Origin of the sequence: Amycolatopsis sp. WAC 01376 (assembly GCF_003947415.1) — a bacterium.
In the GTDB taxonomy this organism is placed as follows: domain Bacteria; phylum Actinomycetota; class Actinomycetes; order Mycobacteriales; family Pseudonocardiaceae; genus Amycolatopsis.
Map to the genome: position 1 here is coordinate 120,498 of NZ_QHKL01000004.1, position 23,661 is coordinate 144,158.

Annotated in this window: 18 protein-coding genes and 2 pseudogenes; 10 read left to right on the forward strand and 10 right to left on the reverse strand. The window is 69.3% G+C overall.

Annotated elements, in window-relative coordinates; translation table 11 throughout:
* The 4 genes from DMH03_RS23340 to DMH03_RS23355 all read left to right on the forward strand — a co-directional run bounded on the left by DMH03_RS23340 (nt 1) and on the right by DMH03_RS23355 (nt 4,475).
* On the forward strand, nt 1-1,404 hold the full coding sequence (locus tag DMH03_RS23340; protein WP_125794148.1) for a HAMP domain-containing sensor histidine kinase: 1,404 nt from the start codon (nt 1-3) through the stop codon (nt 1,402-1,404).
* The gene (locus DMH03_RS23345) at nt 1,401-2,342 is read left to right on the forward strand and encodes a TAXI family TRAP transporter solute-binding subunit (RefSeq protein ID WP_125794149.1); all 942 of its coding nucleotides are present in this window, start codon (nt 1,401-1,403) and stop codon (nt 2,340-2,342) included. Before DMH03_RS23340 ends, DMH03_RS23345 begins: the two co-directional genes overlap by 4 nt.
* Nucleotides 2,343-2,487: 145 nt before the next feature.
* Nucleotides 2,488-3,774: a lipase gene (locus DMH03_RS23350; RefSeq protein WP_125794150.1), complete on the forward strand. Its 1,287-nt coding sequence runs from the start codon at nt 2,488-2,490 to the stop codon at nt 3,772-3,774.
* Nucleotides 3,775-4,043: 269 nt separating this feature from the next.
* The gene (locus DMH03_RS23355; RefSeq protein ID WP_125794151.1) at nt 4,044-4,475 is read left to right on the forward strand and encodes a thioesterase family protein; all 432 of its coding nucleotides are present in this window, start codon (nt 4,044-4,046) and stop codon (nt 4,473-4,475) included.
* Here DMH03_RS23355 and DMH03_RS23360 read toward each other — a convergent pair.
* A complete protein-coding gene (locus DMH03_RS23360) occupies nt 4,463-6,058 on the reverse strand; it encodes an alkaline phosphatase (protein ID WP_125794152.1) in 1,596 nt (531 codons plus the stop codon). The genes DMH03_RS23355 and DMH03_RS23360 overlap by 13 nt on opposite strands.
* 111 nt (nt 6,059-6,169) lie before the next feature.
* Between DMH03_RS23360 and DMH03_RS23365 the strand changes: the two genes are divergently transcribed.
* Nucleotides 6,170-6,631: a tRNA (cytidine(34)-2'-O)-methyltransferase gene (locus DMH03_RS23365; RefSeq protein ID WP_125794153.1), complete on the forward strand. Its 462-nt coding sequence runs from the start codon at nt 6,170-6,172 to the stop codon at nt 6,629-6,631.
* A gap of 96 nt (nt 6,632-6,727) precedes the next feature.
* Here the strand turns inward: DMH03_RS23365 and DMH03_RS23370 are convergent, their stop codons facing one another.
* From DMH03_RS23370 to DMH03_RS23395, 6 genes are all read right to left on the reverse strand, one after another.
* A complete protein-coding gene (locus DMH03_RS23370) occupies nt 6,728-7,708 on the reverse strand; it encodes a VWA domain-containing protein (RefSeq protein WP_125794154.1) in 981 nt (326 codons plus the stop codon).
* On the reverse strand, nt 7,705-8,589 hold the full coding sequence (locus tag DMH03_RS23375) for a DUF58 domain-containing protein (RefSeq protein WP_233611648.1): 885 nt from the start codon (nt 8,587-8,589) through the stop codon (nt 7,705-7,707). The genes DMH03_RS23370 and DMH03_RS23375 overlap by 4 nt, the downstream gene beginning before the upstream one ends.
* Nucleotides 8,590-8,658: 69 nt before the next feature.
* Nucleotides 8,659-9,729 carry a MoxR family ATPase gene (locus tag DMH03_RS23380; RefSeq protein ID WP_125784095.1) on the reverse strand — a complete coding sequence of 357 codons (1,071 nt, stop codon included), beginning with the start codon at nt 9,727-9,729 and terminating at the stop codon, nt 8,659-8,661.
* Nucleotides 9,730-9,821: 92 nt separating this feature from the next.
* Nucleotides 9,822-12,092, reverse strand: coding sequence for a hypothetical protein (locus DMH03_RS23385; protein WP_125794156.1), 2,271 nt, complete (start codon nt 12,090-12,092; stop codon nt 9,822-9,824).
* Nucleotides 12,093-12,158: 66 nt separating this feature from the next.
* A complete protein-coding gene (locus tag DMH03_RS23390; protein ID WP_125794157.1) occupies nt 12,159-12,701 on the reverse strand; it encodes a molybdenum cofactor guanylyltransferase in 543 nt (180 codons plus the stop codon).
* Between the two features lie 2 nt (nt 12,702-12,703).
* Complete coding sequence (locus DMH03_RS23395; protein ID WP_125794158.1) at nt 12,704-14,059, reverse strand: NlpC/P60 family protein; 1,356 nt, start codon at nt 14,057-14,059, stop codon at nt 12,704-12,706.
* Nucleotides 14,060-14,400: 341 nt separating this feature from the next.
* On the opposite strand from DMH03_RS23395, the gene DMH03_RS23400 reads away from it, so the two are divergent.
* Both DMH03_RS23400 and DMH03_RS23405 read left to right on the forward strand, forming a co-directional pair.
* On the forward strand, nt 14,401-17,211 hold the full coding sequence (locus DMH03_RS23400) for an aconitate hydratase (protein WP_125794159.1): 2,811 nt from the start codon (nt 14,401-14,403) through the stop codon (nt 17,209-17,211).
* A gap of 73 nt (nt 17,212-17,284) precedes the next feature.
* Nucleotides 17,285-18,085: an alpha/beta fold hydrolase gene (locus DMH03_RS23405; RefSeq protein WP_125794160.1), complete on the forward strand. Its 801-nt coding sequence runs from the start codon at nt 17,285-17,287 to the stop codon at nt 18,083-18,085.
* 73 nt (nt 18,086-18,158) lie between these two features.
* Here the strand turns inward: DMH03_RS23405 and DMH03_RS23410 are convergent.
* Together DMH03_RS23410 and DMH03_RS23415 are read right to left on the reverse strand one after the other, a co-directional pair.
* Nucleotides 18,159-18,620, reverse strand: a pseudogene (locus DMH03_RS23410) (MgtC/SapB family protein); the annotation flags it as partial.
* Nucleotides 18,621-18,755: 135 nt separating this feature from the next.
* Nucleotides 18,756-19,706 carry a LysR family transcriptional regulator gene (locus DMH03_RS23415; RefSeq protein ID WP_125794162.1) on the reverse strand — a complete coding sequence of 317 codons (951 nt, stop codon included), beginning with the start codon at nt 19,704-19,706 and terminating at the stop codon, nt 18,756-18,758.
* Between the two features lie 144 nt (nt 19,707-19,850).
* Between DMH03_RS23415 and DMH03_RS23420 the strand changes: the two genes are divergently transcribed.
* The 3 genes and pseudogenes from DMH03_RS23420 to DMH03_RS23430 all read left to right on the forward strand — a co-directional run bounded on the left by DMH03_RS23420 (nt 19,851) and on the right by DMH03_RS23430 (nt 21,838).
* Entirely contained in the window at nt 19,851-21,272 is a 1,422-nt protein-coding gene (locus DMH03_RS23420; protein WP_199749022.1) for an MFS transporter, read from the forward strand.
* Between the two features lie 13 nt (nt 21,273-21,285).
* Nucleotides 21,286-21,450: pseudogene (locus tag DMH03_RS23425) on the forward strand (NAD-dependent epimerase/dehydratase family protein); the annotation flags it as partial.
* A 40-nt stretch (nt 21,451-21,490) separates the two neighbouring features.
* On the forward strand, nt 21,491-21,838 hold the full coding sequence (locus DMH03_RS23430) for a darcynin family protein (protein ID WP_125794164.1): 348 nt from the start codon (nt 21,491-21,493) through the stop codon (nt 21,836-21,838).
* Between the two features lie 205 nt (nt 21,839-22,043).
* Here the strand turns inward: DMH03_RS23430 and DMH03_RS23435 are convergent, their stop codons facing one another.
* Entirely contained in the window at nt 22,044-23,651 is a 1,608-nt protein-coding gene (locus tag DMH03_RS23435) for an alpha/beta hydrolase (RefSeq protein ID WP_125794165.1), read from the reverse strand.
* Between the last annotated feature and the right edge of the window lie 10 nt (nt 23,652-23,661).

A 23,661-nucleotide genomic window follows, 5' to 3' on the forward strand; every position in this document is an offset into this window, starting at 1 on the left:
GTGCGCACCCGGCTGCTGGTCGTCCTCGTCGCGCTCGCGCTGACCGTGGTCGCCGCGTTCGCGATCCCGTTGTTCGGGTCGACCGCCGCGCAGCGGACCCAGCAGCTGGTGATCGCCCGCAACGCCGACGTCGACCGGTTCGTCGTCCTCGCCCAGCAAGCCGTCGACGCCGGCGACGCGACCACGCTGACGGTCGACGCCGCGCGGTATTCGTCGTTATACGGCGAGGCCGTCGTGGTGGTCGACGCGCGTGGAGGGCCGCTGGTCGAAACCGGCGGGATGACCGCCGGGGAACCGGTGGTCCGCTCGCTCGTCGAGGCCGCGCTGCGCAACCAGCTCGCGAAGGGACCGGAGCAGCTGAGCCCGTGGTCGGCGGATCCGGTCTATTTCGCCCGCCCGGTGGGCACCGGGACCCGGGTGGCCGGAGTGGTCGTCCTTCGCGCGTCGGTGACCGCGGCGGCGGCCGACGTCGCCACCCGCTGGGCCACGATCGTCGCGGGCGCGGCGCTGGTCGCGGCGCTGTTCGTGCTCGTCGCGGTCCTGCTGGCCCGCTGGATGGTGCGGCCGCTGCACGAATTGGAGACCGGCGTGCAGGCGGTGACCGAGGGGCATCGCGCCCAGGTTCCCGATCGGGCGGGGCCCCGCGAGCTGCGTTCGCTCGCGACGTCGTTCAACCGGATGTCCGACGCCGTCGTCGAGGCATCCGAGCAGCAGCGGCGGCTCGTCGCGGACGCGTCACATCAGCTGCGCAATCCCATGGCCGCCTTGCGGTTGCGGGTGGATTCGCTGGCCGCGCAGGTCGATGGGGACGGCCAGCGGGCCTACCGGGCGACCGTCGCGGAGGTCGAGCGCCTGGAGTCCCTGCTCGACGGGTTGCTCGCGCTGGCGCTCGCCGAAAGCGCGGCGACCCGGCTCGCCGCTGGGGAATCCGGCGACGAACCCTGCGATCTCCCGGCCGTACTGGCCGAACGGGTCGACGCGTGGCGTCCCTCGGCGGACGGCGCGGGAGTCCGCCTCGCGGCGTCGCAAGGCCACGACGAGCCGGTGCCCGTGCGGTGCCCGGAAAGCGATCTCGCCCAAGTGCTGGACGTCCTGCTGGACAACGCGGTGCACTACGCGGGCCGCGGCGCCACGATCACCACCGGCTACGAGACCGGTGACACGACCGCCACGGTCTTCGTGTCCGACAACGGTCCTGGTCTGTCCACAGAGGACCGTGAACGGGCGACCGAACGGTTCTGGCGGGCAGGCGGCGACGGGGCGCCGCGCGGGACGGGACTCGGCCTCTCGATCGCGAACCAGCACGTGCTCGCCCGGGGCGGGAAACTCGAACTGCGCCAAGCCGAACCGCACGGGCTCGAAGTCCGCGTCGAACTCCCTCTCGCCACGGGAGGGACATCATGACCGTCACCAGGCGTACGGCGATCCTCGCTGGGCTCGCCACACTCGCGGGCTGCTCAACGGCGGGCTACCGGGGGCCGGAGCGGGAGGTCGTCATTTCGGCGGGCGAGAGCGGCGGTTTCTACCTCGCCTTCGCGGAACTGCTGGCCCAGCAGCTGAACCGGGCGGAGCCGCGGCTGCGCGCGACGGCCGTCGCCACCGAGGCCAGCGTCGAGAACCTGCGGCGGCTGCGGGACGGCCGGGCCGATCTCGGGCTCGTCCTCGGCGACGTCGCCGAGGCGGCCTTCACCGGCGCGGAGCCGTTCTCCGTCCCGATCGCCTTCTCGGCCATCGGCCGCGTCTACGAGAACTACCACCAGCTCGTGGTCCGCGCGGACGGCCGCGTGCGATCGCTCGCCGATCTGGCCGGGCGGCCGGTGGCGATGGGCGCGAGCGGCTCCGGCGTGGCGGTGTTCAGCTCACGGCTGTTCGCCCGCGCCCAAGTGCCGGTGAAGGCGAAGAACCTGCTCCTGGGTGAAGCGATCAACGCGTTGGCGGCACACGAGGTCGACGCGCTGCTCTGGTCCGGCGGGATCCCGACTCCCGCGCTCACCGAGCTCAACCGGTCCACCGCGATCACCCTGCTCCCCCTCGACGCCCATCTGCCGGCGCTGCGGGCGGGCTACGGCCCGGTGTACGACCAGGTCCATGTCCCGGCGCAGGCCTACCACGGTGTCGGCGAACTGCGGACGATCGGCGTCGCGAACCTGTTGCTGGCCGCGCCTTCGCTGCCCGACGACGTCGCGGCCGCCGTCGCGCGCGTGCTGGCCGGACACGCCGCCGACCTCGTCCCGGCACCCGCGGTCGGAACCCAGTTCCTCGACGTCCGGACGCTGATCGGCACCGGCAAGGTCCCGCTGCACCCTGGTGCCGCGTCGGCCTACCGTGCCCTGCACGGGTGACCCGCGCTCCATCTTCAGAGGGATGCGCGCCGACCTGGCGCGCTGCCAGGGTCGGAGGCAGGCGGCCGCCGGGCCGCCCCGATCCGGAAGGACTCCAGCAGTGGGCGAATTCATGCGGTCGTCGCAACATGGTCTACCTGGGACAGTGTCATCGAGACACACCAGGGTGGTGCGGGGTTCGGCGCTGATCGCGGGCCTGGCGCTCGCGGGCGGCCTCGCCACGGCGGCCCCCGCCGTCGCGGCCGACCAGGCCAAGCTCACCGCACCGGCCCTCACCGGCCACCACGACGTCGGCACCACCGACCTCCACCTCGTCGACCAGTCCCGCCCCGATCCGTGGAAACCGGAACGGCGCCGGGAACTCATGGTCACCGTCACCTATCCGGCGGACCGGTTCGCCGACGGACCGCGCGCGCCGTGGCTCACGCCCGGCATCAGCGGCGTCATCGACCAGACGCTGGCCAGCAAGGACTATCTCGATCTCCCGGCGGGCTCCATCGATTGGAAGTCGGCGAAGCGGCGGGCCGAGCTCGGCGTTCCCGCGGCGCACGGCGCGCCCAAGCCGGTCGCGCTCTTCTCGCCCGGTTTCGGCGGGCCCCGGGAGACGTACTCGGCGATCGTCGACGATCTGGCCAGCCGCGGCTACGTCGTCGTCTCGCTCTCGCACACCTACGAGAGCGCGGCGGTCGAATTCCCCGGCGGGCGGCTCGAAACGGCCTTGCCGCCGGGCGAGGGATCCGAGTTCATGAAAAAGGCGCTCGACGCGCGGGTCGGTGACACCCGATTCGTCCTCGACCAGCTCGCGAAGATCGCCCGCGGCGAGAATCCTGACGCGGAGAAGCGGCAGCTCCCCCGCGGCCTCGGCTGGTCACTCGACCTGTCCCGGGTCGGTGCCTACGGGCATTCCTACGGCGGGTTCACCTCCGGCGAGACGATGGTGCACGACCGCCGGATCGACGCCGGGATCAACCTGGACGGCGCGATGGCGACCGCGTTCGGCTACCCGCCGGGCAGCGCCTACGTGCCCGGCGAGGTCACGAAACGCGGCCTGGACCGGCCGTTCATGCTGATGGGCGCCGAGGGCGTCGACGAGAACGGGAAACCGCTGGAGCACACGCACAAGCAGCCCGATTTCGACCGCAGCTGGGCGGACTTCTGGGCCAACCAGCGGGGCTGGAAGCGAGATCTGCTGCTGCGCGGCGGCAGCACGCACATGGCCTACAGCGATCTTCAGGTCGTCGTGCCGCAACTCGGTTCGCGAGTGGCGCCGGAGAAGCGTGAGGCGGTCATCGGCACCATCGATCCCCGCCGATCGCTGGCCGCGCAACGGGAGTACATCGGCGCGTTCTTCGATCTGCACCTGAAGGGCCGCGACCGGCACCTGTTCGACGGCGAGTCGCCGCGCCACCCGAATATCGATTTCATCGACTGAGCCGGACGATTCGGGCCAAGGGTGGCTTAGGTACCTGCGTGGATTCCGGCTGCGGCCTTCACGGACTCGATCATCGCACGTTCGCCCCAAAGGCACCAGCAGCCACAACAGTGGCGCGTGTCAGGCGCTCACGTGAGTTTTGTGGGGATGTCGTGAAGGGCCCCTTTGAGACGTTGAAGGTCTCAAAGGGGCCCTTTACGACATAAGAGCTCGACGCCGGGCCCCTTCCTCGAACCAAGGGAAGGAGTCCTTCACGTAAGTTGGAAACCGTGACAGAGCCACGGAAACCGATCGTCGAAATGCCACTGCGCGTGCGCTACCACGAATGCGACGGACAGGGCATCGTGTTCAACGCGAACTACCTCGCCTACGTCGACATGGCCATGTTCGAAGTGGAGAAAGCCCTCTTCGGCTCCCACGAAGCGGCACTGGACAGCGGCGTCGACGTCGTGGTCGCCGAGTCGAACCTCCGCTATCGCGCGCCCTGCCGCTACGACGACGAACTGGTCGTGGCCGTGTACCTGAACCACCTCGGCACGACGTCGCTGATCATCGACTTCGAGATCAGCCGCGGCGGCGACCTGTGCACGGAAGTGAAGACCCGCTACGTCTTCGTCGACCCGAAGACGCTCAAGAAGGCGGCGCCACCCGCGTCGGTACGCGAGGTGTACGCCGCCCTCCTGCCCGCTCAGGCGGACTGAACGCCGGGGCGGCGGTCCTCGACGACGTAACTGGCCCGCGTGCTGATCGGCGCGCCGGGGGTGTTGACGAACGGCACCACCCGGAAGTCGCTCCGCCAGCGCTGCCGGTTGACGTTGACCCGGACGTATCCGCGCTGGCCGTTGAAGAACTTCATGTGCGGGTTGGCCTTCAGCAGGTTCTCACCGCCCGGCGTCATGTCGGCGCCGTTGCCGCCGCTGGTGATCGACGTCCCGACGAACTCGCTCGCGACGGTGGGCGAACCCGGGTCGCCGAAGTCGCGTTTGAGGTCCCACGCGTAGTTCTGGTGCCTGTCGCCGGTGATGACCACCAGGTTCCGCACTCCGCGGTCCTGCGCGGCCGCGAGCACGCGGTCGCGGTCGGCGACGTAGCCGTCCCACGGGTCGAGGTAGACGTTCGTGGCCTCGCCGGCGTCGGTGTCGGTCTGGCCCATCGGCGCCTGGTTGCCGAGGATCTGCCACCGCGCGCGGGATCGGGAGAAGCCGTCGAGCAGCCAGTCCCGCTGTTCCGAGCCGAGCAGCGTGCGGTCCTGGTCGAACCGCTCGGTGCAGTTCGCCGACTGGCCGTCACCGCACGGCTGGTCGTCGCGGTACTGGCGGGTGTCGAGCATGGTGAAGTCGGCCAGCGTGCCGTAGCTCAGCCGCCGGTGAAGCCGCGCGTCCGGCCCCTTCGGCAGCTGGGCGATGCGGTACGGCAGGTGCTCGTACATCGCCTGGAACGCCTCGGCGCGACGGCGGCGGAACACCGCGCGGTCCTGGTCCGGTTCCTTGTCGATCTGCGAGACGTCGCCCGCCCAGTTGTTCTCCACCTCGTGGTCGTCGTTGACGTGGATCCACGGGAAGGCGGCGTGCGCGGCCATCAGCGGCGCTTCGGACTTGTAAAGCGCGTACTGGAGCCGGTAGCGGGCCAGGTCGAAGGTCTCGCCCTTGAACTGCGGCCCCACCGGCGTGCCGCGGCCGACACCCGTGACGCCGCTTTCGTAGAGGTAGTCGCCCAGGTGCACGACCAGGTCGAGGTCCTCGGCCGCCATGTGCTCGTACGCGGTGAAGTGCCCGGCCTCCCAGTTCTGGCACGACGCGAATGCGAAGTTCAGCTCGCGCGGCGACGACCACGCGACGGGCGCCGTCCGGGTACGGCCGACCGGCGAGACCTCGTCACCGGTGCGGAACCGGTAGAAGTACTCGTGATCCGGTGCGAGGCCGTGGATCTCGGGGTGCACGGAGTGGCCGAGTTCGGGCGTGGCGACCACGGATCCGCGGCGGATCACGGCACGGAAGCGCTCGTCGAGCGACACTTCGTACTCGACGCGGACCGGCGTCCGCGGCATACCGCCGAAGCCGTCTGCCTCGTAGGGCTTCGGCGCGAGCCGGGTCCAGAGCACGACACCGCCGGGCAACGGATCACCCGACGCGACACCGAGGGTGAACGGGTTTCCGGCACCGCGAGCGAGCGGCATCGCACCGGCGGCGTTCCAGGCACCGGTCCCCAGCAGGACGGCGGCCGCGCCGGCGGAGCCATAACCGAGGAAGCGACGCCGCGACAGGGGGTGAGGGAGCGAAGGCATGAAGCCCTCCTGTGGTGGGATGGTCACGGGCGGGCCTCATGCTCGTCCGGCTTGATGGCCACCCGGCCGCGCTCAGGCGAAGCGCCCGTGAACGAAAGACGATCAACCCTCGTGTTCCGCATCCTGTTCTACCGCCCGGAAATCCCGCCCAACACGGGTAACGCGATCCGCTTGACCGCGAACACCGGCTGCGAACTCCACCTGGTGGGGCCACTCGGTTTCACGCTGGAGGACAAGCAGTTACGCCGCGCCGGGCTCGACTACCACGACCTCGCGCGCGTCCATGTGCACGCGGATCTCGACGCCGCGTGGGCGGCGCTGCTCCCCGCCCGGGTCTACGCGTTCAGCGCTTCGGCGACGCGGCTGCACACCGACGTCGCGTACGAGCCGGGAGACGTGCTGCTGTTCGGACCTGAGTCGGCGGGGCTGCCCGCGGAGGTCCAGTCGGCCCCCGAGGTGACCGATCGGGTGCGGCTGCCGATGCTGCCGACGAGCCGGTCGCTGAACCTGTCGAACACCGCGGCGATCGCCGTCTACGAGGCTTGGCGGCAGAACGGCTTCGCGACGCCCTGACCGCTTGGCCCCAGCCCCGCACGGATGTCATGAAAGGGTCGTTCAGGACATTTTTTGTCCTGAACGACCCTTTCATGACACTTGGCACAAGAGCTACTAAGGCAGGCGCTGCCCCAGGAAGAGCGAAGCCGCCGCCCCGATCATCAAGATCAGCGTCCCCAGAATCACCCAAGGCCGGCTCGCGTCGGCGTCCTTCAGCTCGTATCCGATCTGCTCGCCGAGGTCGTCGTACACGCGTTTCAGTTCGTCCGCGCTCGCCGCCTTGTAGAAGTCGCCGCCCGAAAGCCGGGCGATCTCCTCCAGCGATTCGTCGTCGACCTTCACGTCCTGCGGTTTGCCGTCGATGTCGACCGAGCCGTGCGTGGTCCCGAACGAGATCGACGAGATCGGCACCTGGGCCTGCTTCGCCGCCTGCGCGGCCGTGTAGCCGCCTCGCGGGGCGTACAGGTCGTCCGGAACCGTCTGCTTGCCGTCACTCATCAGGACGATGCGGGCGGGCGGCGGGCCTTCCGCGCCGCCGACGATCGCCGAGAAGCTTTCGATCGACTGCAACGCGGCGAAGATCCCCTCACCGGTGGCCGTCGACTGCGCCAGCTTGAGGTTGTCGATCGCCTTCACCACGCCGCCGCGATCGGTGGTCGGCGCGACCAGCACGGTCGCCGTCCCCGCGAACGAGATCAGCCCGAGGTTCACCCCGGGGGTCATGTTCTGCGCGAACGACCGCGCCGACTCCTGGGCCGCCTTCAACCGGGTCGGGGCGACGTCGGTCGCTTCCATCGACAGCGAGGTGTCGATCACCAGCATCACGGTCGCCCGGTTGCGCGGCACCTTCTGCTCGGCCGTCGGCCCGGCGAGCGCGACGGTCAGCACCAGCAGCGAAAGCACGATCAGGATGGCGGGAACGTGCCGCACCCACCCCTGGCTCTTCGGCGCGACCTTCTCCAGCAGTTCCAGGTTGGCGAACCGCATGGTGCGCTTGCGCCGCGCGCGCTGCGAGAGCACGTACCCGACGGCCACCGCGGCGACCGCCAGCAGCAGCAGGAACCACCACGGCGACGCGAATCCGGTCAGGCTCACGCGACACCACCGGACCAGCGGCGCTTGCGGGCCACCACGAACCGGACCATGTCCGCGATCCAGTCCGAATCGGTGCGCAGCACCAGATGCGCGGCACCGGCCCGGCGCAGCGCGGCCGCGACCTCCTGCCGGTGAGCATGCGCCGCGGCGCCGAATTCCTTGCGCAGCAAGGCCGAAGCGTGCACTTCGCGCTGTTTCCCTGTCTCCGGATCGGCCAGCACGACGGTGCCCACGTCGGGCAGGTCGATGTCGCGCGGGTCGAGGACTTCGATGGCGATGAGATCGTGGTGCCCGCCGAGCGCGCGCAACGGGCGCTGCCATTCCATGTCGCCGAGGAAGTCGGACATCACGACGGCGAGCCCGCGACGGCGGGGCGGGCGGCGCAGTTTCTCCAGCGCCGCGGCGAGATCCCCGCGGACACCTTCCTCGGCACGCGGGGTTTCGGCGATCTTGCGGACGAGTCCCCGCGCGTGCGGAAGCCCGCCGCGTGCCGGGATGCGCGTGATGCTGCCCGCCCCGTTGGAGACGAGCGCGCCGATCCGGTTGCCGCCACCGCCGGTCAGGTGGGCGACCGCGGCCGTCGCGCAGACGACCAGGTCTCGCTTCTCGCACAGCGCCGTGCCGAAGTCGAGGCTCGCGGACACGTCCGCCACCAGCCACGTCTCCAGTTCGCGGTCGGCGACGGTCTCCCGTATGTGCGGGCTCGTCGTCCGCGCGGTGACCGCCCAGTCCATCCGGCGGACGTCGTCACCGGGCTGGTACGGCCGGGCCTCCCCCGGTTCCGAACCGGGCCCCGGCACCAGGCCGAGATGGTTTCCCTGCAGCAGACCGTCGAGACGGCGGCGCACGTCGAGTTCGAGCGTGCGCAGGCCCGCCTCCATCCGCTCCCCGCGGAGTACCGGCGGAGCCCAGGAAGGACGTTCGCCCTTCTCGTTCTTCACGCGAGTTCCTTACCTGACGGGTGCGCCGGCCGGGACCGGGCCGCTCTGCCCGGCGCCGCCCTGCGGGCGGGCCGAGACCTGCGGCAACGGCACGGTCTGCAGCACCCGCGTGATGATGTGGTCGATGGGGACGCCGTCGGCCAGCGCGTCGTAGGACAGCACGAGCCGGTGGCGCAGCACGTCGGGAACGACGTCGACGACGTCCTGGGGCAGCACGTAGTCCCGGCCGCGGACCAGGGCCAGCGCCCGCGAGGCGGCGATGATGCCGAGGCTGGCACGCGGCGAGGCGCCGTAGGACACCCAGCCCGCGACGTCGGCGAGGCCGTGGTCGTTCGGGGTACGGGTGGTGAGCACGAGGCGGACGACGTAGTCGACCAGCGCGTGGTGCACGAACACCTGCGAGGCCACGCCCTGCAGGCGGACCAGTTCACCCGGGGACAGCACCTCTTGCGGAGTGGGCGCGGTGACGCCCATCCGGTAGATGATCTCCCGCTCTTCCTCGGCGGTCGGGTACTCGACGACGATCTTGAACAGGAACCGGTCGCGCTGCGCCTCGGGCAGCGGATACACGCCCTCGTTCTCGATCGGGTTCTGCGTGGCGAGCACGAGGAACGGGTCGGGCATCTCGAAGGTCTGGCCGCCGATCGACACGTGCCGCTCGGCCATCACCTCGAGCATCGCCGACTGCACCTTGGCAGGCGCGCGGTTGATCTCGTCGGCGAGCACGAAGTTCGCCACCACCGGGCCGAGCTCGACGTCGAACCGCTCGGCGCCCTGCCGGTAGATCCGGGTGCCGAGGATGTCGGCGGGGACCAGGTCCGGGGTGAACTGCACGCGCGAGAACGAGCCGCCGACCACTCGCGCGAAGGTCTCGACGGCGAGGGTCTTCGCGACGCCGGGAACGCCTTCCAGCAGGAGGTGCCCCCTGGCCAGCAGGCCGACCAGCATCCGTTCGACCAGCCTGTCCTGGCCGACGATGATCCGCTTGACCTCGAACACGGTCCGCTCCAGCAACTGGGCGTCCCGCGCCGGCGTTCCGGGCTGCTGCTGCGCGCCATCGGCGTAGCCGGGCTCGGTCACTCGTGCCTCCTGTGTTCCCCGCTTGCGTTCTTGCGTCCGGATGTGACCGTAGTGGTCGGTGACACAGCCGTTCGTGAAGGTAGCCAACCCGATCAGCGGTATGACGGCTGTGAAGGGACTTCGCGCGCCTTCCTGAACCCGACCAGGTCGTCCCAGGCCTGTTTCGGGTGCATCGCCATCCGCTTCCGGACGACGGCGAGCCGGTGCAGCGCGGGAGTCAGCCGGTCGCCGGTCAGCGTGTCGTCGAAGATCTCCAGCACGGTCGCGCAGAACAACACGAAACAGCCACTGTGCCAGCGCAGATCGCTGATCACCGCGGCGTCCTCTTCGCCGCCGGCCACCAGCCGCTCGGCGATCGCGGCCAGTTCCGCCGGCTCTTCCGTCCCGGGAATGCCGAGTAGTTCCGTGGTCAGCGCGGTCAGTTCCGGTGACCGATCCAAGGTCGCCGCGGTGGCGGTGAACGCACGGGCCTTGCCCGCCAGTTCCCCTGTGACGAGGCTTCGGGTGACGATCTCCAGTGACGGCTGGTAGACCTCGTTCGCGAGATCGACCATCTCGGTGGCGCAGCGTTTGAGATCCCGGGGCAACCCTCCCGACAGACAGTGCGCCAGGTAGCAGAACTGTTCGGAGATCCCCCGCAGCCGCAACGCCATCCAGAGCCTGCTTTCGTCCAAAGTGAACGGTTCGAGTCGCACCATCTCCGAGAACGCGCTGTCGAACGCGTCGCGGACGCCGAGCCCGCGCTGTTCGAAACCCAGGACGGCGTCGTCCGAAACGGACACGAAGAACAGGCACCCCGGTACGTCGAAGACACCCTTGACGTCGTTGATGAACTGGTGTGCCTTGTCGGGCTCGCCGATCTTGTCCAGTTCGTCGATCGCGATCACGACCCGTCCGGCGACCCTCTCCGCTGCCAGCCGCCGGGCCGCCTCTTCGGCGAACTCACGGAACTTGTCGACGACCTCGGGATGAGTGAGCTGCTGCTCGGCGCGCTGCGTCGACCACGTCCGGCCTGCTTCACCCTTCAGCGGCATACTGAGCTTCCCGGACCATCCGGTCGTGTAGGTCTGCAGGAACCGGATCCGCTCGAGCTGCGCCTCGGCCAGTCGTTTCAGGTTCGTGAGCCTCGCTTCCCTCCGCCGCGCGAGCACGCCACGGAGCGCACGCACAGCCGCTTCGAACAGACCGAACACGAGCCCCAGAAGGAAGACGGCCAGCACTCCGAGCGCCAGCACCCGGCGGACAGGTAACCCCGTCCACAACTGCTCGAACGTCATCCTGCCGCTCATCACTTCAGCGGCGAATACACCGAGGTCCGCGACGACCTGCCTCGGCGCACCGCCCCAGAGCAGCCAGACGGCCACCGCGGCGACGCCGATCTTCATCAGGCCCCAGAGCGTGCGCCGGACCGCCCGGCCCAGCTCCCGCCACCAGCGGACGCGGACCGTTCCCCAGGTGAGTCCCGGCGAGATCGTGGCGAGAACGGCCTTGCAGAGCAGCGCGTGCAGATGCAGCACGAAGTCGCGGGCTTCGTAGGCGGCGGGCGCGGAGGCGACCACGACCAGTGGCGCCTGACCTGTGCGGCTGAGCAGCCCGCGTTCGAGCGACCGGATCGAGGTGGTCTTCCCTGCCCCTCGCGATCCCGCCAGCGCCACGGCCACGGAATCGGCCCGGTCGACGATCCGCCGCAGTCTCTTGACCGCGGCGGTGTGCACGAGCTCGGGCCCCTCCGGATCGGGCTCGGTGAAGATCAGGTTCGTCCGGTCACGCGTGCGCCGGTGCTCCTGGATGTAGGCCTGAAGCTCCGGCAGGACGACCTCCCGGAGCGCGTACTCCCGACGGTCGCCGAGTGCGACCATGTCCGGATGCGGGAGGGCTCCTGCCGACCGCTCTCTTTCCCTGACGAACAAGACCGGGAACCGGCGGATGACAAGCCCGGCGGCCAGCACGAGCACACACCCGAAACCGATCAGGCAGAACACCTTCAAGGTCAGCGACATCGGCTGCCAGGCGAGTTGCAGCAAGCTGAGGTAGCCGGCCACCATGATCCCGGCGGTCACCAGCCACCGCGCTTCCCACAAAGCCGACGCCCTCGACTTCGGCCGATCTGGGACGCGCCCGGCCCTTTCCCGTTCCATCCTGACCTTGGCGAGAGCCGACGCGCTGCCGAGTACCGCGTCCCGCGCCTCCTCGGCGCGCAGTTCTTCTTGATTGAGCGCCTGCGACACCTCCGGCAGCCCCAGTGCCTCGTCGAGCAGTTCTTCCAGGGCCAACCGGGTGGACCAGGTGTCGAAGTCCGCGAAGAACGCTTCGCTGTCGAGAAGAACGGTCGGTCGGTACTTCCCCCTGCGCGACGAGTTCACCGGCCTATGATGCCGAACCGCCTCCCCGCGTTCCCCTGCCCATCGAACAGACACAGAAGACAGCGCCTAGGAAAACCGGTCCAGATCCTCCGGCGTGTCGATGTCGTCGCTCTCGCCCGGCTCCTCGGGCACCTCGACGATGTCCAGCCCGCCCAACGTCCGCCGCAGCGAGGCGTTCTCCACCGTCTCCGGCAAGGCCGCGCGCAGCGCCTCGGCGCGCCAGGCGCCGAGCAGCCACTGCCGCTCCCCCGAACCGTCGACCAGAACCGCGCCCGACGCGGCACCGAGTGCGGTCACCAGCCGATCCACAGTGGACTTCCGGACCCCGGCGAGGTCACCGGCCAGCACCACGACGATCTCCGTGCGCACCAACGCGAGGCCGGCGGCCAGCGCGGCCACCGGACCCGTTCCGGGTGAAGCTTCCCGGGTCCAGACGACGTCGCCGAAACCCGGTCGTTCCGGGCCGACGACGATCACCGGATCCGCGTCCTCGAGCGCGGCCAGCGCCCTGGCCAGCAACGGTTTTCCCCCGACGGGGAGCGCGGGTTTGTCCACACCGGACAGGCGACGCGCGGCGCCGCCCGCCAGCACGATCCCCGCGTGAGTCACGCTCAGCCGATCAAGCGGGTCGCGTACGGCATGATGCCGCCGTAGCGCACCGGCGCGATGCGGACCCGCAGACCCGACTGCGGCGCCTCGACCATCTGCCCGTTCCCGAGGTACATCGCGACGTGGTGGATGCCCCGCGCACTGCCGCCCCAGAAGAGCATGTCACCGCGGCGCATCTGCGAGAGCGGCACTTTCCGCCCGGCGTTGTACTGGTAGCCGCTGTAGTGCGGGAGCGACTTCACCCCGGCGAACGCGTAGATCATCAGGCCGGAGCAGTCGAAGCCGATCTTGTTGTAGTCGCCGTAACGGTCGGCCGTGCCACCGTCGCGGATGCCGCGGGTCGGACCGGCCGTGTTGCCACCACCCCAGGCGTAGACCACGCCGAGTTGCGACAGCGCCCGCCGGACGACGGCTTCGACGCTCGCCCCGGCGGGGGCCGACTGGACGGGCCTGCCCGTCGGACGGCCGCCTCCACCCTGGCTGGGGCTGGGCCTCGACGCGGCGAGCGCGGCCTGACGAGCGCGTTCCTCGTCCTCGCGGGCCTTCTGCGCCTTCCAGTCCTCGTAGCGCTGCCGCTGCCCCTGCAGGCCGCTGACCTTCTGCTGCGCTTCGAAGAGCTGCTTCTCGACGCCCGCCTTGTCGGCTTCGAGCTTCTGGTTCTGCGTGGCCTGGTTGTCCTGCGCGTGCTGGGCGGCGCTCTGCGCGTTGTCGGCCTCGTGTTTGGCCGCTTCGGCAGCGCGCTTGCGCTCCTGCGCGATCTCGAGCTTCTTGCGCGCGGTCGCGTCCTTGTTGGACTTGTCCGTTTGCGCGCGCTTCATCGTGTCGAGCGCGTTGAGCCTGCTGCCGCCGACCGCGTCGAGCATCTGGGCGCGTCCGAGGAGTTCCTTCGGACTGTTGGCCGTCAGGTACGCCGACACCGAGCCGACGGTGCTGCCCTGCTGGAAGCTGGCGGCGGCGAACTTGTCGAGGTCGGTTCGGGCCTTGTCGATGGTCGCCTGCGCGGCGTCGGATTCGGTGCGTGCGGACTGCGCCTCACGATCGGCCTGCGCGGCTTCGTCTTGCGCGGTCTCCGCGTCGACCCTGGCCTTGTTCGCCTCTTCCATCTTCAGCTCGACGTCGTCGTTGAGCTGGGCGAGCTTGGACTCGGCCTGGGCCAGCTGGTTCGTGAGCCTGCCGACGTCGCCCGCCTTGGCGTTGGCCTCGGCCTTGCTGGAGTTGATCTCGGAGTCGCTGGGGTTCGGCGGGGGCGGCGGAACCGCGAGCCCCGTGCCCGTCACCCCGAGCAACAGGGCGACGGCGAGCGCGCCGATGGTCATGCCACGGCGGGCACTCGTCCCAGACCCGGCTTCACCACGCACGATCCGCCCACCTCCTGATCTTGAACAATGGACTCACTGTGCCACTGCCGTCACAGCATTACCAGAAGCACCACCAGGAACTTACACACCGTAGGCACCATTTCCCCTCAACGGGGGACGAACAGACGAACGTTTCGTCACTCGAACGGACGCAGGTCGGTGAGACCTTCATGACCCGCGTGTCGGCTTGCCAGGTAAAAAGGACGGGCGTACTGTTTGAAGAGACGAACGAGGTGTGCCATCCCGCGTCCGGACCTACGGTGGGGGTGCGCAAGACTCGCTCCCGGCCGACCCGAACGGCCTGGAGAACTCACCGAACTGACCCGCCACTGGAGTTAGAAGTGACCGCACCCGCCAGCAAGGACAGCTTCGGCGCCAAAGACACGCTGAAGGTGGGCGACGCCTCCTACGAGGTGTTCCGCCTGAACAAGGTCGAGGGCTCCCAGCGCCTTCCCTACAGCCTGAAGATCCTGCTCGAGAACCTGCTGCGGACCGAGGACGGCGCGAACATCACCGCCGACCACATCCGCGCGCTCGGCAACTGGGACGCCAAGGCCGACCCGTCGATCGAGATCCAGTTCACGCCCGCCCGCGTGATCATGCAGGACTTCACCGGCGTGCCCTGCGTCGTCGACCTCGCCACCATGCGCGAGGCCGTCACCGACCTCGGCGGCGACCCGGACAAGGTCAACCCGCTCGCTCCCGCCGAGCTGGTCATCGACCACTCCGTCATCATCGACGTCTTCGGCCGCCCGGACGCCTTCGAGCGCAACGTCGAGATCGAGTACGAGCGCAACCGCGAGCGCTACCAGTTCCTGCGCTGGGGCCAGGGCGCCTTCGACGAGTTCAAGGTCGTCCCGCCGGGCACCGGCATCGTGCACCAGGTGAACATCGAGCACCTCGCGCGCACGGTGATGGCCCGCAACGGCCAGGCGTACCCCGACTCCTGCGTCGGCACCGACTCGCACACCACCATGGTCAACGGCCTCGGCGTGCTGGGCTGGGGCGTCGGCGGCATCGAGGCCGAGGCCGCCATGCTGGGCCAGCCGGTCTCCATGCTCATCCCGCGCGTCGTGGGCTTCAAGCTCACCGGCGAGATCCCGACCGGCGTGACCGCCACCGACGTCGTGCTCACCATCACCGAGATGCTGCGCAAGCACGGTGTGGTCAGCAAGTTCGTCGAGTTCTACGGCGAGAGCGTCGGCGCGGTGCCGCTGGCCAACCGCGCCACCATCGGCAACATGAGCCCGGAGTTCGGCTCCACCGCGGCGATCTTCCCGATCGACGAGGAGACCGTCCGCTACCTCAAGCTCACCGGCCGCTCCGAGGAGCAGGTCGCGCTCGTCGAGGCCTACGCCAAGGAGCAGGGCCTCTGGCACGACCCGTCGCACGAGCCGGAGTACTCCGAGTACATCGAGCTGGACCTGTCGACGGTCGTCCCGTCGATCGCCGGCCCGAAGCGCCCGCAGGACCGCATCGAGCTCACCGACGCGAAGAACTCGTTCCGCAAGTCGATCCACGACTACGTCGGCGGCGAGCAGGAAACCCCGCACACCAACGTCGACGAAGCCGTCGAGGAGTCCTTCCCGGCCAGCGACCCGGCGGCCCTCTCGTTCAAGGACGAGGGCGCGGTCGACATCCAGTCCGCGGCGAACGGCCACAGCGGCCGCCCGAGCAAGCCGGTCAAGGTCAGCACTTCGGACCGCGGCGAGTTCGTCCTCGACCACGGCGCCGTGGTGATCGCCTCGATCACCTCCTGCACCAACACCTCCAACCCGTCGGTCATGCTCGGCGCGGCGCTGCTCGCCAGGAACGCGGTCGACAAGGGCCTCGCGGTCAAGCCGTGGGTCAAGACCTCGATGGCGCCGGGTTCGCAGGTCGTCACCGACTACTACAACAAGGCCGGTCTCTGGCCGTACCTGGAGAAGCTGGGCTATCACCTGGTCGGCTACGGCTGCACCACGTGTATCGGCAACTCGGGCCCGCTCTCGGACGAGATCTCCGCGGCGATCCAGGAGAACGACCTCACCGCGGTTTCGGTGCTCTCGGGCAACCGGAACTTCGAAGGCCGGATCAACCCCGACGTGAAGATGAACTACCTCGCGTCGCCGCCGCTGGTCATCGCCTACGCGCTCGCCGGCACGATGGACTTCGACTTCGAGAACCAGCCGCTCGGCCAGGACACCGACGGCAACGACGTCTTCCTGAAGGACATCTGGCCCGCGGCCAAGGAGATCCAGGAGACCATCGACTACGCGATCACGCAGGAGATGTTCACCAAGGACTACGCCGACGTCTTCGACGGTGGCGAGCGGTGGAAGTCGCTGCCGACCCCCGAGGGCAAGACCTTCGAGTGGGACGCGGAGTCCACCTACGTCCGGAAGCCCCCGTATTTCGAGGGCATGCAGGCGAAGCCGGCCCCGGTCACCGACATCGCCGGCGCGCGCGTGCTGGCGAAGCTGGGCGACTCGGTCACCACCGACCACATCTCCCCCGCCGGCGCGATCAAGCCGGGCACCCCGGCCGCGCAGTACCTGACCGAGCACGGCGTGGAGAAGAAGGACTTCAACTCCTACGGCTCGCGTCGCGGTAACCACGAGGTCATGATCCGCGGCACCTTCGCGAACATCCGGCTGCGCAACCAGCTGCTGGACGACGTGCAGGGCGGCTACACCCGCGACTTCACCCAGGACGACGCCCCGCAGGCGTTCATCTACGACGCGGCGCAGAACTACGCGGAGCGGAACATCCCGCTGGTCGTCCTGGGCGGCAAGGAGTACGGCTCCGGTTCGTCGCGTGACTGGGCGGCCAAGGGCACCTCGCTGCTGGGTGTGCGCGCGGTGATCACCGAGTCGTTCGAGCGCATCCACCGGTCGAACCTGATCGGCATGGGCGTCATCCCGCTGCAGTTCCCGGCAGGCGAGTCGGCCTCGTCGCTCGGCCTCGACGGCACCGAGACGTTCGACATCTCGGGCATCACGAAGCTGAACGACGGCGAGACCCCGCGCACGGTCCACGTCACCGCGACGAAGACCGACGGCACCAAGGTGGAGTTCGACGCGGACGTCCGTATCGACACCCCTGGTGAGGCGGACTACTACCGCAACGGTGGCATCCTGCAGTACGTCCTGCGGAAGATGACCCAGGCGTAAGCACCTCCCACGTCGGCCCCTTTCCCCGCACTTCGGGGAAAGGGGCCTTCGTCGTTCTCCGGTACCGTACGGTATGACCACGGGGAGAGTTCAGGTCGAGAACGGCGAATTGGCGTACGAGATCCGCGGCGAAGGCGATCCGGTGATCCTGCTGCACGGCGGGATCCTCGACTCCCGGATGTGGGACGCCGAAATGGCGGCGCTCGCACCGCACCACACCGCTATCAGGTACGACGCGCGCGGACATGGCGAATCGTCCACGCCGACAGAGCGGTTCAAACACTACGAGGATCTCCGCGAGCTGATGACCGCGCTGGGGATTCCCCGCGCGTCATTGGTCGGCTTGTCCGGCGGCGGGCGGATCGCGGTCGACTTCGCGCTGACCTACCCGGACCTCGTCGAGAACCTCGTCCTCGTGGCCACCGGCCTCAGCTCGATGGTGACGAAGGATCCTTTCGTCTTGGAGCAGAACAAGAAACTCGAGGAGGCGGGCGCCCGAGGTGATCTCCCCGCCGCCATCGAGTGCATCCTGCGCATGTGGGTGGACGGGCCGCGGCGCGCGCCCGCAGACGTCGATCAGGATGTCCGGCGGCTGTGCCAGGAGATGTACACGCAGACGATCGTGCGGCACGGGCTCTCCGGCTTCACACTGATGGACGAACTGCGGGCCATCGAGCGCACCGGCGAGCTGACCCCGCGCACGTTGACGTTGGCGGGCGATCTGGATTCCTCGGATATCCTCGCCATCTCCGACCAGATCGAAAGCGAAGCACGCGACGCCCGGAAACTCGTCGTTCCCGGGGTCGCGCATATGATCAATCTGGCGAAACCCGCCGAGTTTTCGGGGATATTGCTGGAGTTCCTGGACTGCTAGTGGTCGCGAGGGCCAGCGACAACTGGCGGACAGCGACCGCGAAGGCCACCGCGACCAACTAAGCCGTCTCCCGCTCTTCCTGCTCGGAGCACTCTTCCCGGCGCTCCGGCCGGCGGTCGACGACGCGGCCGAGCGGGCGCAACAGCACGTTGACCCCGACGATCACCGCCGTCCCGGCGAGGGCGACGACGTAAAGTCCTGCTCCCGCAAGGGATCCGACGGCCGCCGAGCACCACAGGGTGGCCGCGGTGTTGAGTCCGCGCACGTTCAGGCCGTCCCGAAGGATCACCCCGGCGCCGAGGAAACCGATACCGGAGACGATCTGGGCGGCGACGCGCGTCGGGTCGGCGTCGCCACTGGTGTTCAGCCCGCCGAAACCGTGGGCGGACAACAGGACGAAGAGGGTCGCGCCGACGGCGACGAGGGCGTTGGTGCGGAGTCCGGCCATCCGGGCGCGGTACTGGCGCTCGATGCCGATGACGGCGCCGAGGCCGACGCCCGTGCCGACCCTGAGCAGCATTTCGAAGGTGTTCATGATTCCGGCTCTTTTCTGGCGTGCGTACACAAAGCCAGACAGGGAAAGGAGACCGGAGAAGGTCAGCGCACCGCGCGCACGGGTGAACGGCGACCACTTCCGGTCGATCCAGAACTGTCTTCCGGCATGTGCCGCTCACCTCGCTTTCGTACTCGATCGGTGTTGATCAACCTTCGAGACTCTACCACCGGACGGTCCGAGCGCGGCGTGGATCGTGTCACGCAGCCAGCGCTGGGCCGGATCGGCGTCGAGCCGCGCGTGCCAGAGCTGGCAGACCTCGATCGCCGGGAGGTCCGCGGGGACGGGGAACCAGCGGATGCCGAGTGACCGGCCGTACTGCTCGGCGAGCCGCTGGGGCGCGAGACCGATGTAGTCGCTCGAAGCGACCAGGAACGCGGCGACGGCGGAGGTGGGGACGACCGCCGCGACCCGCCGCTGGAGGCCTGCCGCCTCGAGCACGTCGTCGAGCGGGCCCCTGCCTTTGCCGCGCCGTGAAGCGGAAACGTGCGGATACCGGCAAAGCTGCGCCAGCGTCGGACGACGTACGCCGCCGAGCGGGCCGTCCGCCCGGACGATCGCGACCACGCGTTCCTGGTACAGCAGGGTCGAATGGATGTCGGGCGCCGCGATGTCGCCCGCGCCGATGTCCAGATCCACCGATCCGTCTCGCAACGCCTCGGTGCTCTCGCTGCCTTCGGCGACGAAACGCAGGACCACACCCGGCGCGACGGCGGCGGTCGCCTCGACGGCCGCCGTCACCAAGGTCGCGGCGACGCCGTCGTTGATGCGGATGGTGAAGGTGCGTTCGAGGTCGGCGATCGCGAGGTCACGGTCGGCGCTGATCAGGGCCGACGCCTCGTCGAGCAGCGACCGCACCCGCGGGGCGGTCCGCAGCGCGAACGGCGTCGGCACCATCCCGCGTCCGGCGCGCACCAGGATCGGATCCCCCATCGCCCGCCGCAACCGGCCCAGCGCCCGGCTCGCCGCCGGGATCGACAGGTGCAGCCGTTCGGCGGCCGCCGTCACGCTGCCCTCCCGCAGCAGCGCGTCGAACACCCGCAGAAGGTTGAGGTCCAGCTGATCCATAGTTGCATCGTACGCAACTACTACTTACCAACGTTGCGTGGCACGAAGAACACCCTGGCCCATAGCGTCGTGGACATGCCACTCCGACTTCATCTCCGCGACGCCCCCGAAGCCGCGGCGGACCGACGCGGCCTGCTGACCGCCATGTGTGCCTGTGTCGTACTCGTGGTCGGGATGGTCGCCGCCGTCAACCTCGCCGTCCCGATGCTGGCCGCGAGCGACCTCCATCCGTCAGCGTCGGCGCTGATCTGGATCGTCGACACCTACGTCGTCTTCTTCGCCTGTCTCGTGATCCCCGGCGGCGCGGCGGGCGACCGCTTCGGCCGCAAAGGCGTCCTGCTCGCCGGCCTGGCGCTGTTCGCGCTCGGCGCGCTGCTGTCGGCGATCGCGCCGAACGTGCCGCTCCTGCTGGCGGGCCGGGCCGTCACCGGGATCGGGGCCGCCGCGGTGCTGCCCAACACGCTCGCCGTGCTGCTGCACGCCGTACCCGCCGAGCGCAAGGGCGTGACGATCGCGACCTGGGCGTCGATGACCGGGATCGGCGGTGTCGTGGGGAACGTCGGCGGCGGCGCGCTGCTGGCGGGCGGGTCGTGGCGCTGGCTGTTCGCGGCCGTCGTCCCGCTCACCGTCGTGCTGGCCGCGCTCGTCGCCCGGATCGCGCCCGTTTCCCCTCGGCACGACCGGCCGCTCAGCCCCCTCGGCGCCGTCCTGCTCGTCGGCGCGTCGGTCGCGTTGTTACTCGGCATCGTCGAAGGACCCGAAGAGGGTTGGGGAAGCCCGATCGTCCTGACCGGATTCGCCGGCGCGGTCCTGCTGTTCGCCTTGTGGACGGTCGTCGAACTGAGGGCCGGGCACCCGCTGCTCGATCCCCGGTTGTTCCGGGTGCCCGCGCTGCGCAGTGCCTGTCTCGGCATGACCACGATCTTCTTCGGGATGTTCGCGCTGTTCTACGTCAACGCGTCCTTCCTCCAGTACGGCAAGGGTTTCGGGGTCCTGTTGACCGGGCTCGGGATCATCCCGCTGACCGTCCCGGTCATCCTCGGCGCGCGGCACGCCGGCAGGCTCGTCCGGCGCGTCGGCGTCGATACCACGGTCACCATCGCGTTCGTCTTCTGCGGTTGCGGCCTCATCGGACTGTCCACAAGTGACAGTTCGACGCCGTACCCGGTGTACGCGGCCTGGCTCGTGGTGACCGGTATCGGTGTCACACTGGCCCTTCCGACGCTGTCCGCCGCGATCTCCGGTTCGCTGCCGCCCGCACAGGCCGGTGTCGGCGCCGGACTCCAGGCCACCACCCGCGAATTCGGCAGCGCACTGGGCGTCGCCGTCATCGGCACCGTTCTCACCGGACGCTTCGTGGCCGCGCTTCCGCCGGACATCCAGGCGGAGCACGATCCGCACACCGTCGCGCAGGCGCTGGCCGTCACCGCGCCCGGCCGCGCACCCGAAGTGGTCTCCGCGTTCGTCACCGGCGCGAGCACGGCCCTCCGGGTGATCGGCGTGAGCGTGCTCGTCCTCGGGGCGCTCGTCGTCCTGCAGTCCCGCCTTTCCCGTAACACCAAGTAAAGGGAGTACGCCCATGCATGTATTCGTCACCGGGGCGACCGGCTGGATCGGCTCGGCCGTCGTGGACGAGTTGCTCGAGCCCGGCCACGAGGTCACCGGCCTCGCCCGCTCGACGGCCTCCGCGCGGGCGCCGAAGAGACCGAGGCCGTCATCCACCTGGCGACAAACACGACTGGGGCAACCCCGCCGGCGCCTACGCCTGATCGAAAGGAATCACCATGTCCGAAGTGACCGCTTTCATGCTGGTGAAGACCACGCCTGAATGGCTCGGCCTCACCGTCGAGCAACGGGTGGAGGCCTTCAAGACCGAGGTGCTCCCGGCGATCGAGAGCAAGGTGAAAGGAGTCCGGTCCCGGTTCTTCGACACCGAGTTCTACTCCGCGCGAGTGACCGACGTGTGGGTCTGGGAGGCCGACGACCACCACTCGTACCAACTGCTCATCGAGGCGCTGCGTGAGACGCCGTTCTGGGACCGGTATTTCGAGGTCGTCGACCTTCTGGTCGGCGTCGAGAACGCGTACGCCACGAACTACGGGTTGGACGCCTACGCGAGCGTCAACGTCTGAAGCCAGCGAGGGCCAGGTGCACCGGCGGCCGCGACCATGGCCGTAGCCGGTGCCCTGGTTACCCACCCGGGTCACCCGGACGAGAATCCCGTCCGGGTGAGCCGGCCTCCCCGCCGGAACCCTAGGCCGGGGTGTTCGGGACCGGTCCCCGGACGCCACGAAGGCCACCGCCGGGACGGTGGCCTTCGTGTTCAAGAGCCTACGATCAGGCAGTGGTTTCGAACGGCTGGACGTTCGGCTGGAACACCTGGCCGTTGGCCGGGACCTTCAGATCGATCAGGTAGTCGGCCGTCACCTTGTCCACCCCGAGCGAGTCGCCCAGGATGCAGTGCCCGAAGGCGTCGACCGAGAGCAGCCGGGCGTTCCCCAGCTGGTCGGCCATCCGCTTCGAGAACAGGTACTGGGTCGCCGGGTCGTAGTAGTTGCCGACGACCAGGACCGGGGTGTCGGTCTTGGCCTGCCACGGGCCGCGGTAGACATCCGGCTTCTTCGCCGGCCACACCGGGCAGCCCGCCACGTCCGAGAACGCCTGGTAGCGACCGAAAGTGGGCGATTCCTTCTCCCACTTCGCGGCGATCTCCGGGACCTTCTCCTGCTTGATCGTGATCTTCTTGTCCGAGCAGTTCACGGCGAAGTACGAGTCGTCGCCGACGTACGGGCTGTCCGGGTTCGCGTCCGCGCGCCCGTTCGCTCCCGACCGCAGCACCTTCAGCTCGACGGCCTGCGCCGTCTGCGTCTGCGCCGCCGGCGGGTGGACGACGTTGTACAGCGCCTGCAGGTCGTCGGCCAGCGGCGGGAACGACGTCGGCGAGTACAGCACCCCGGCCACCGTGCTGGTGAACGCGTTGATGTCGTAGTTGCTCCCGTCCGGCAGCTTGATCGGCTGCTGGCGCAGGTGGTCGCGGATCTCGTCGAACTTCTCCCGCGGCGTGCCCGGGCTGAAGGAGCACTTCGGCCCGACCTGTGCGCACTTGCGCAGGAAGGCGTCCAGCGCGATCTCGAACCCGCGAGCGCGCTCGCGGTCGTACTGCACGCCGTCGCTGGTGCGCAGCGCCGGGTCGACGTTGCCGTCGATGACGATCGCGCGGCTCTGCTTCGGGAACATCGACGTGTACGTCGACCCGATCAAGGTGCCGTACGAGAAGCCGACGAAGGTCAGCTTCTGGTCGCCGACGGCGGCCCGCATCTTGTCGAGGTCACGCACGACGTCCTTGGTGGACATGTGGTTCAGCAGCGCGCCGGCGTTGTTCTTGCAGAACTGGCCGTAGTCGCGGTACGACGCGAGCGTGCCGGAGATCTCCTGCCGCGACAACGGCACGGGGATCTGCGCGGCGAAGACGTCGTTCGCGTCCTCCTGCGTGGTGAAACACTTGAGCGGGTTGCTGGCGCCGACCCCGCGCGGGTCGAACCCGATCAGGTCGAACCGGTCGAGCACCTGCGGCTGGAAGTAATTCGCCGCGCCGATCGGCATCCTGAATCCGGAGCCACCGGGCCCGCCCGGGTTGAGGAACAGCGAACCGACCTTCTTGTCGGGCGTCTTCGCCGCCCGCTTCAGCATCGCGATGTCGATGGTGCCGAGCGCCGCGTTGTCGTGGTCGATCGGCACGCGATACCGCGCGCAGCTGTAGAACTTGACCTGGTCGGCGGGAACACCGCGGATCTGGTCCGCCGTGCAGGCACCCCAGGTCACCGGCGCGGTCGCGCCGACTTGGGCGGCCGGCGTCCCGGCTTCCGGTGCGGCGACCGCCGTCCCGGACGCACCGGTCAACGCGGCGCCGGCCACGAGTGCCCCTACCAGTGCGAAACCGCGCACCGGCCTCCTT

Coding starts and splice junctions, on each gene's coding strand:
- DMH03_RS23345 (WP_125794149.1), top strand. CDS start 1,401: ATGACCGTCACCAGGCGTACGGCGATCCTCGCTGGGCTCGCCACACTC.
- DMH03_RS23360 (WP_125794152.1), bottom strand. CDS start 6,058: ATGCCTTCGCTCCCTCACCCCCTGTCGCGGCGTCGCTTCCTCGGTTAT.
- DMH03_RS23375 (WP_233611648.1), bottom strand. CDS start 8,589: ATGGAGGCGGGCCTGCGCACGCTCGAACTCGACGTGCGCCGCCGTCTC.
- DMH03_RS23405 (WP_125794160.1), top strand. CDS start 17,285: ATGACCACGGGGAGAGTTCAGGTCGAGAACGGCGAATTGGCGTACGAG.
- DMH03_RS23415 (WP_125794162.1), bottom strand. CDS start 19,706: ATGGATCAGCTGGACCTCAACCTTCTGCGGGTGTTCGACGCGCTGCTG.
- DMH03_RS23420 (WP_199749022.1), top strand. CDS start 19,851: ATGTGTGCCTGTGTCGTACTCGTGGTCGGGATGGTCGCCGCCGTCAAC.
- DMH03_RS23430 (WP_125794164.1), top strand. CDS start 21,491: ATGTCCGAAGTGACCGCTTTCATGCTGGTGAAGACCACGCCTGAATGG.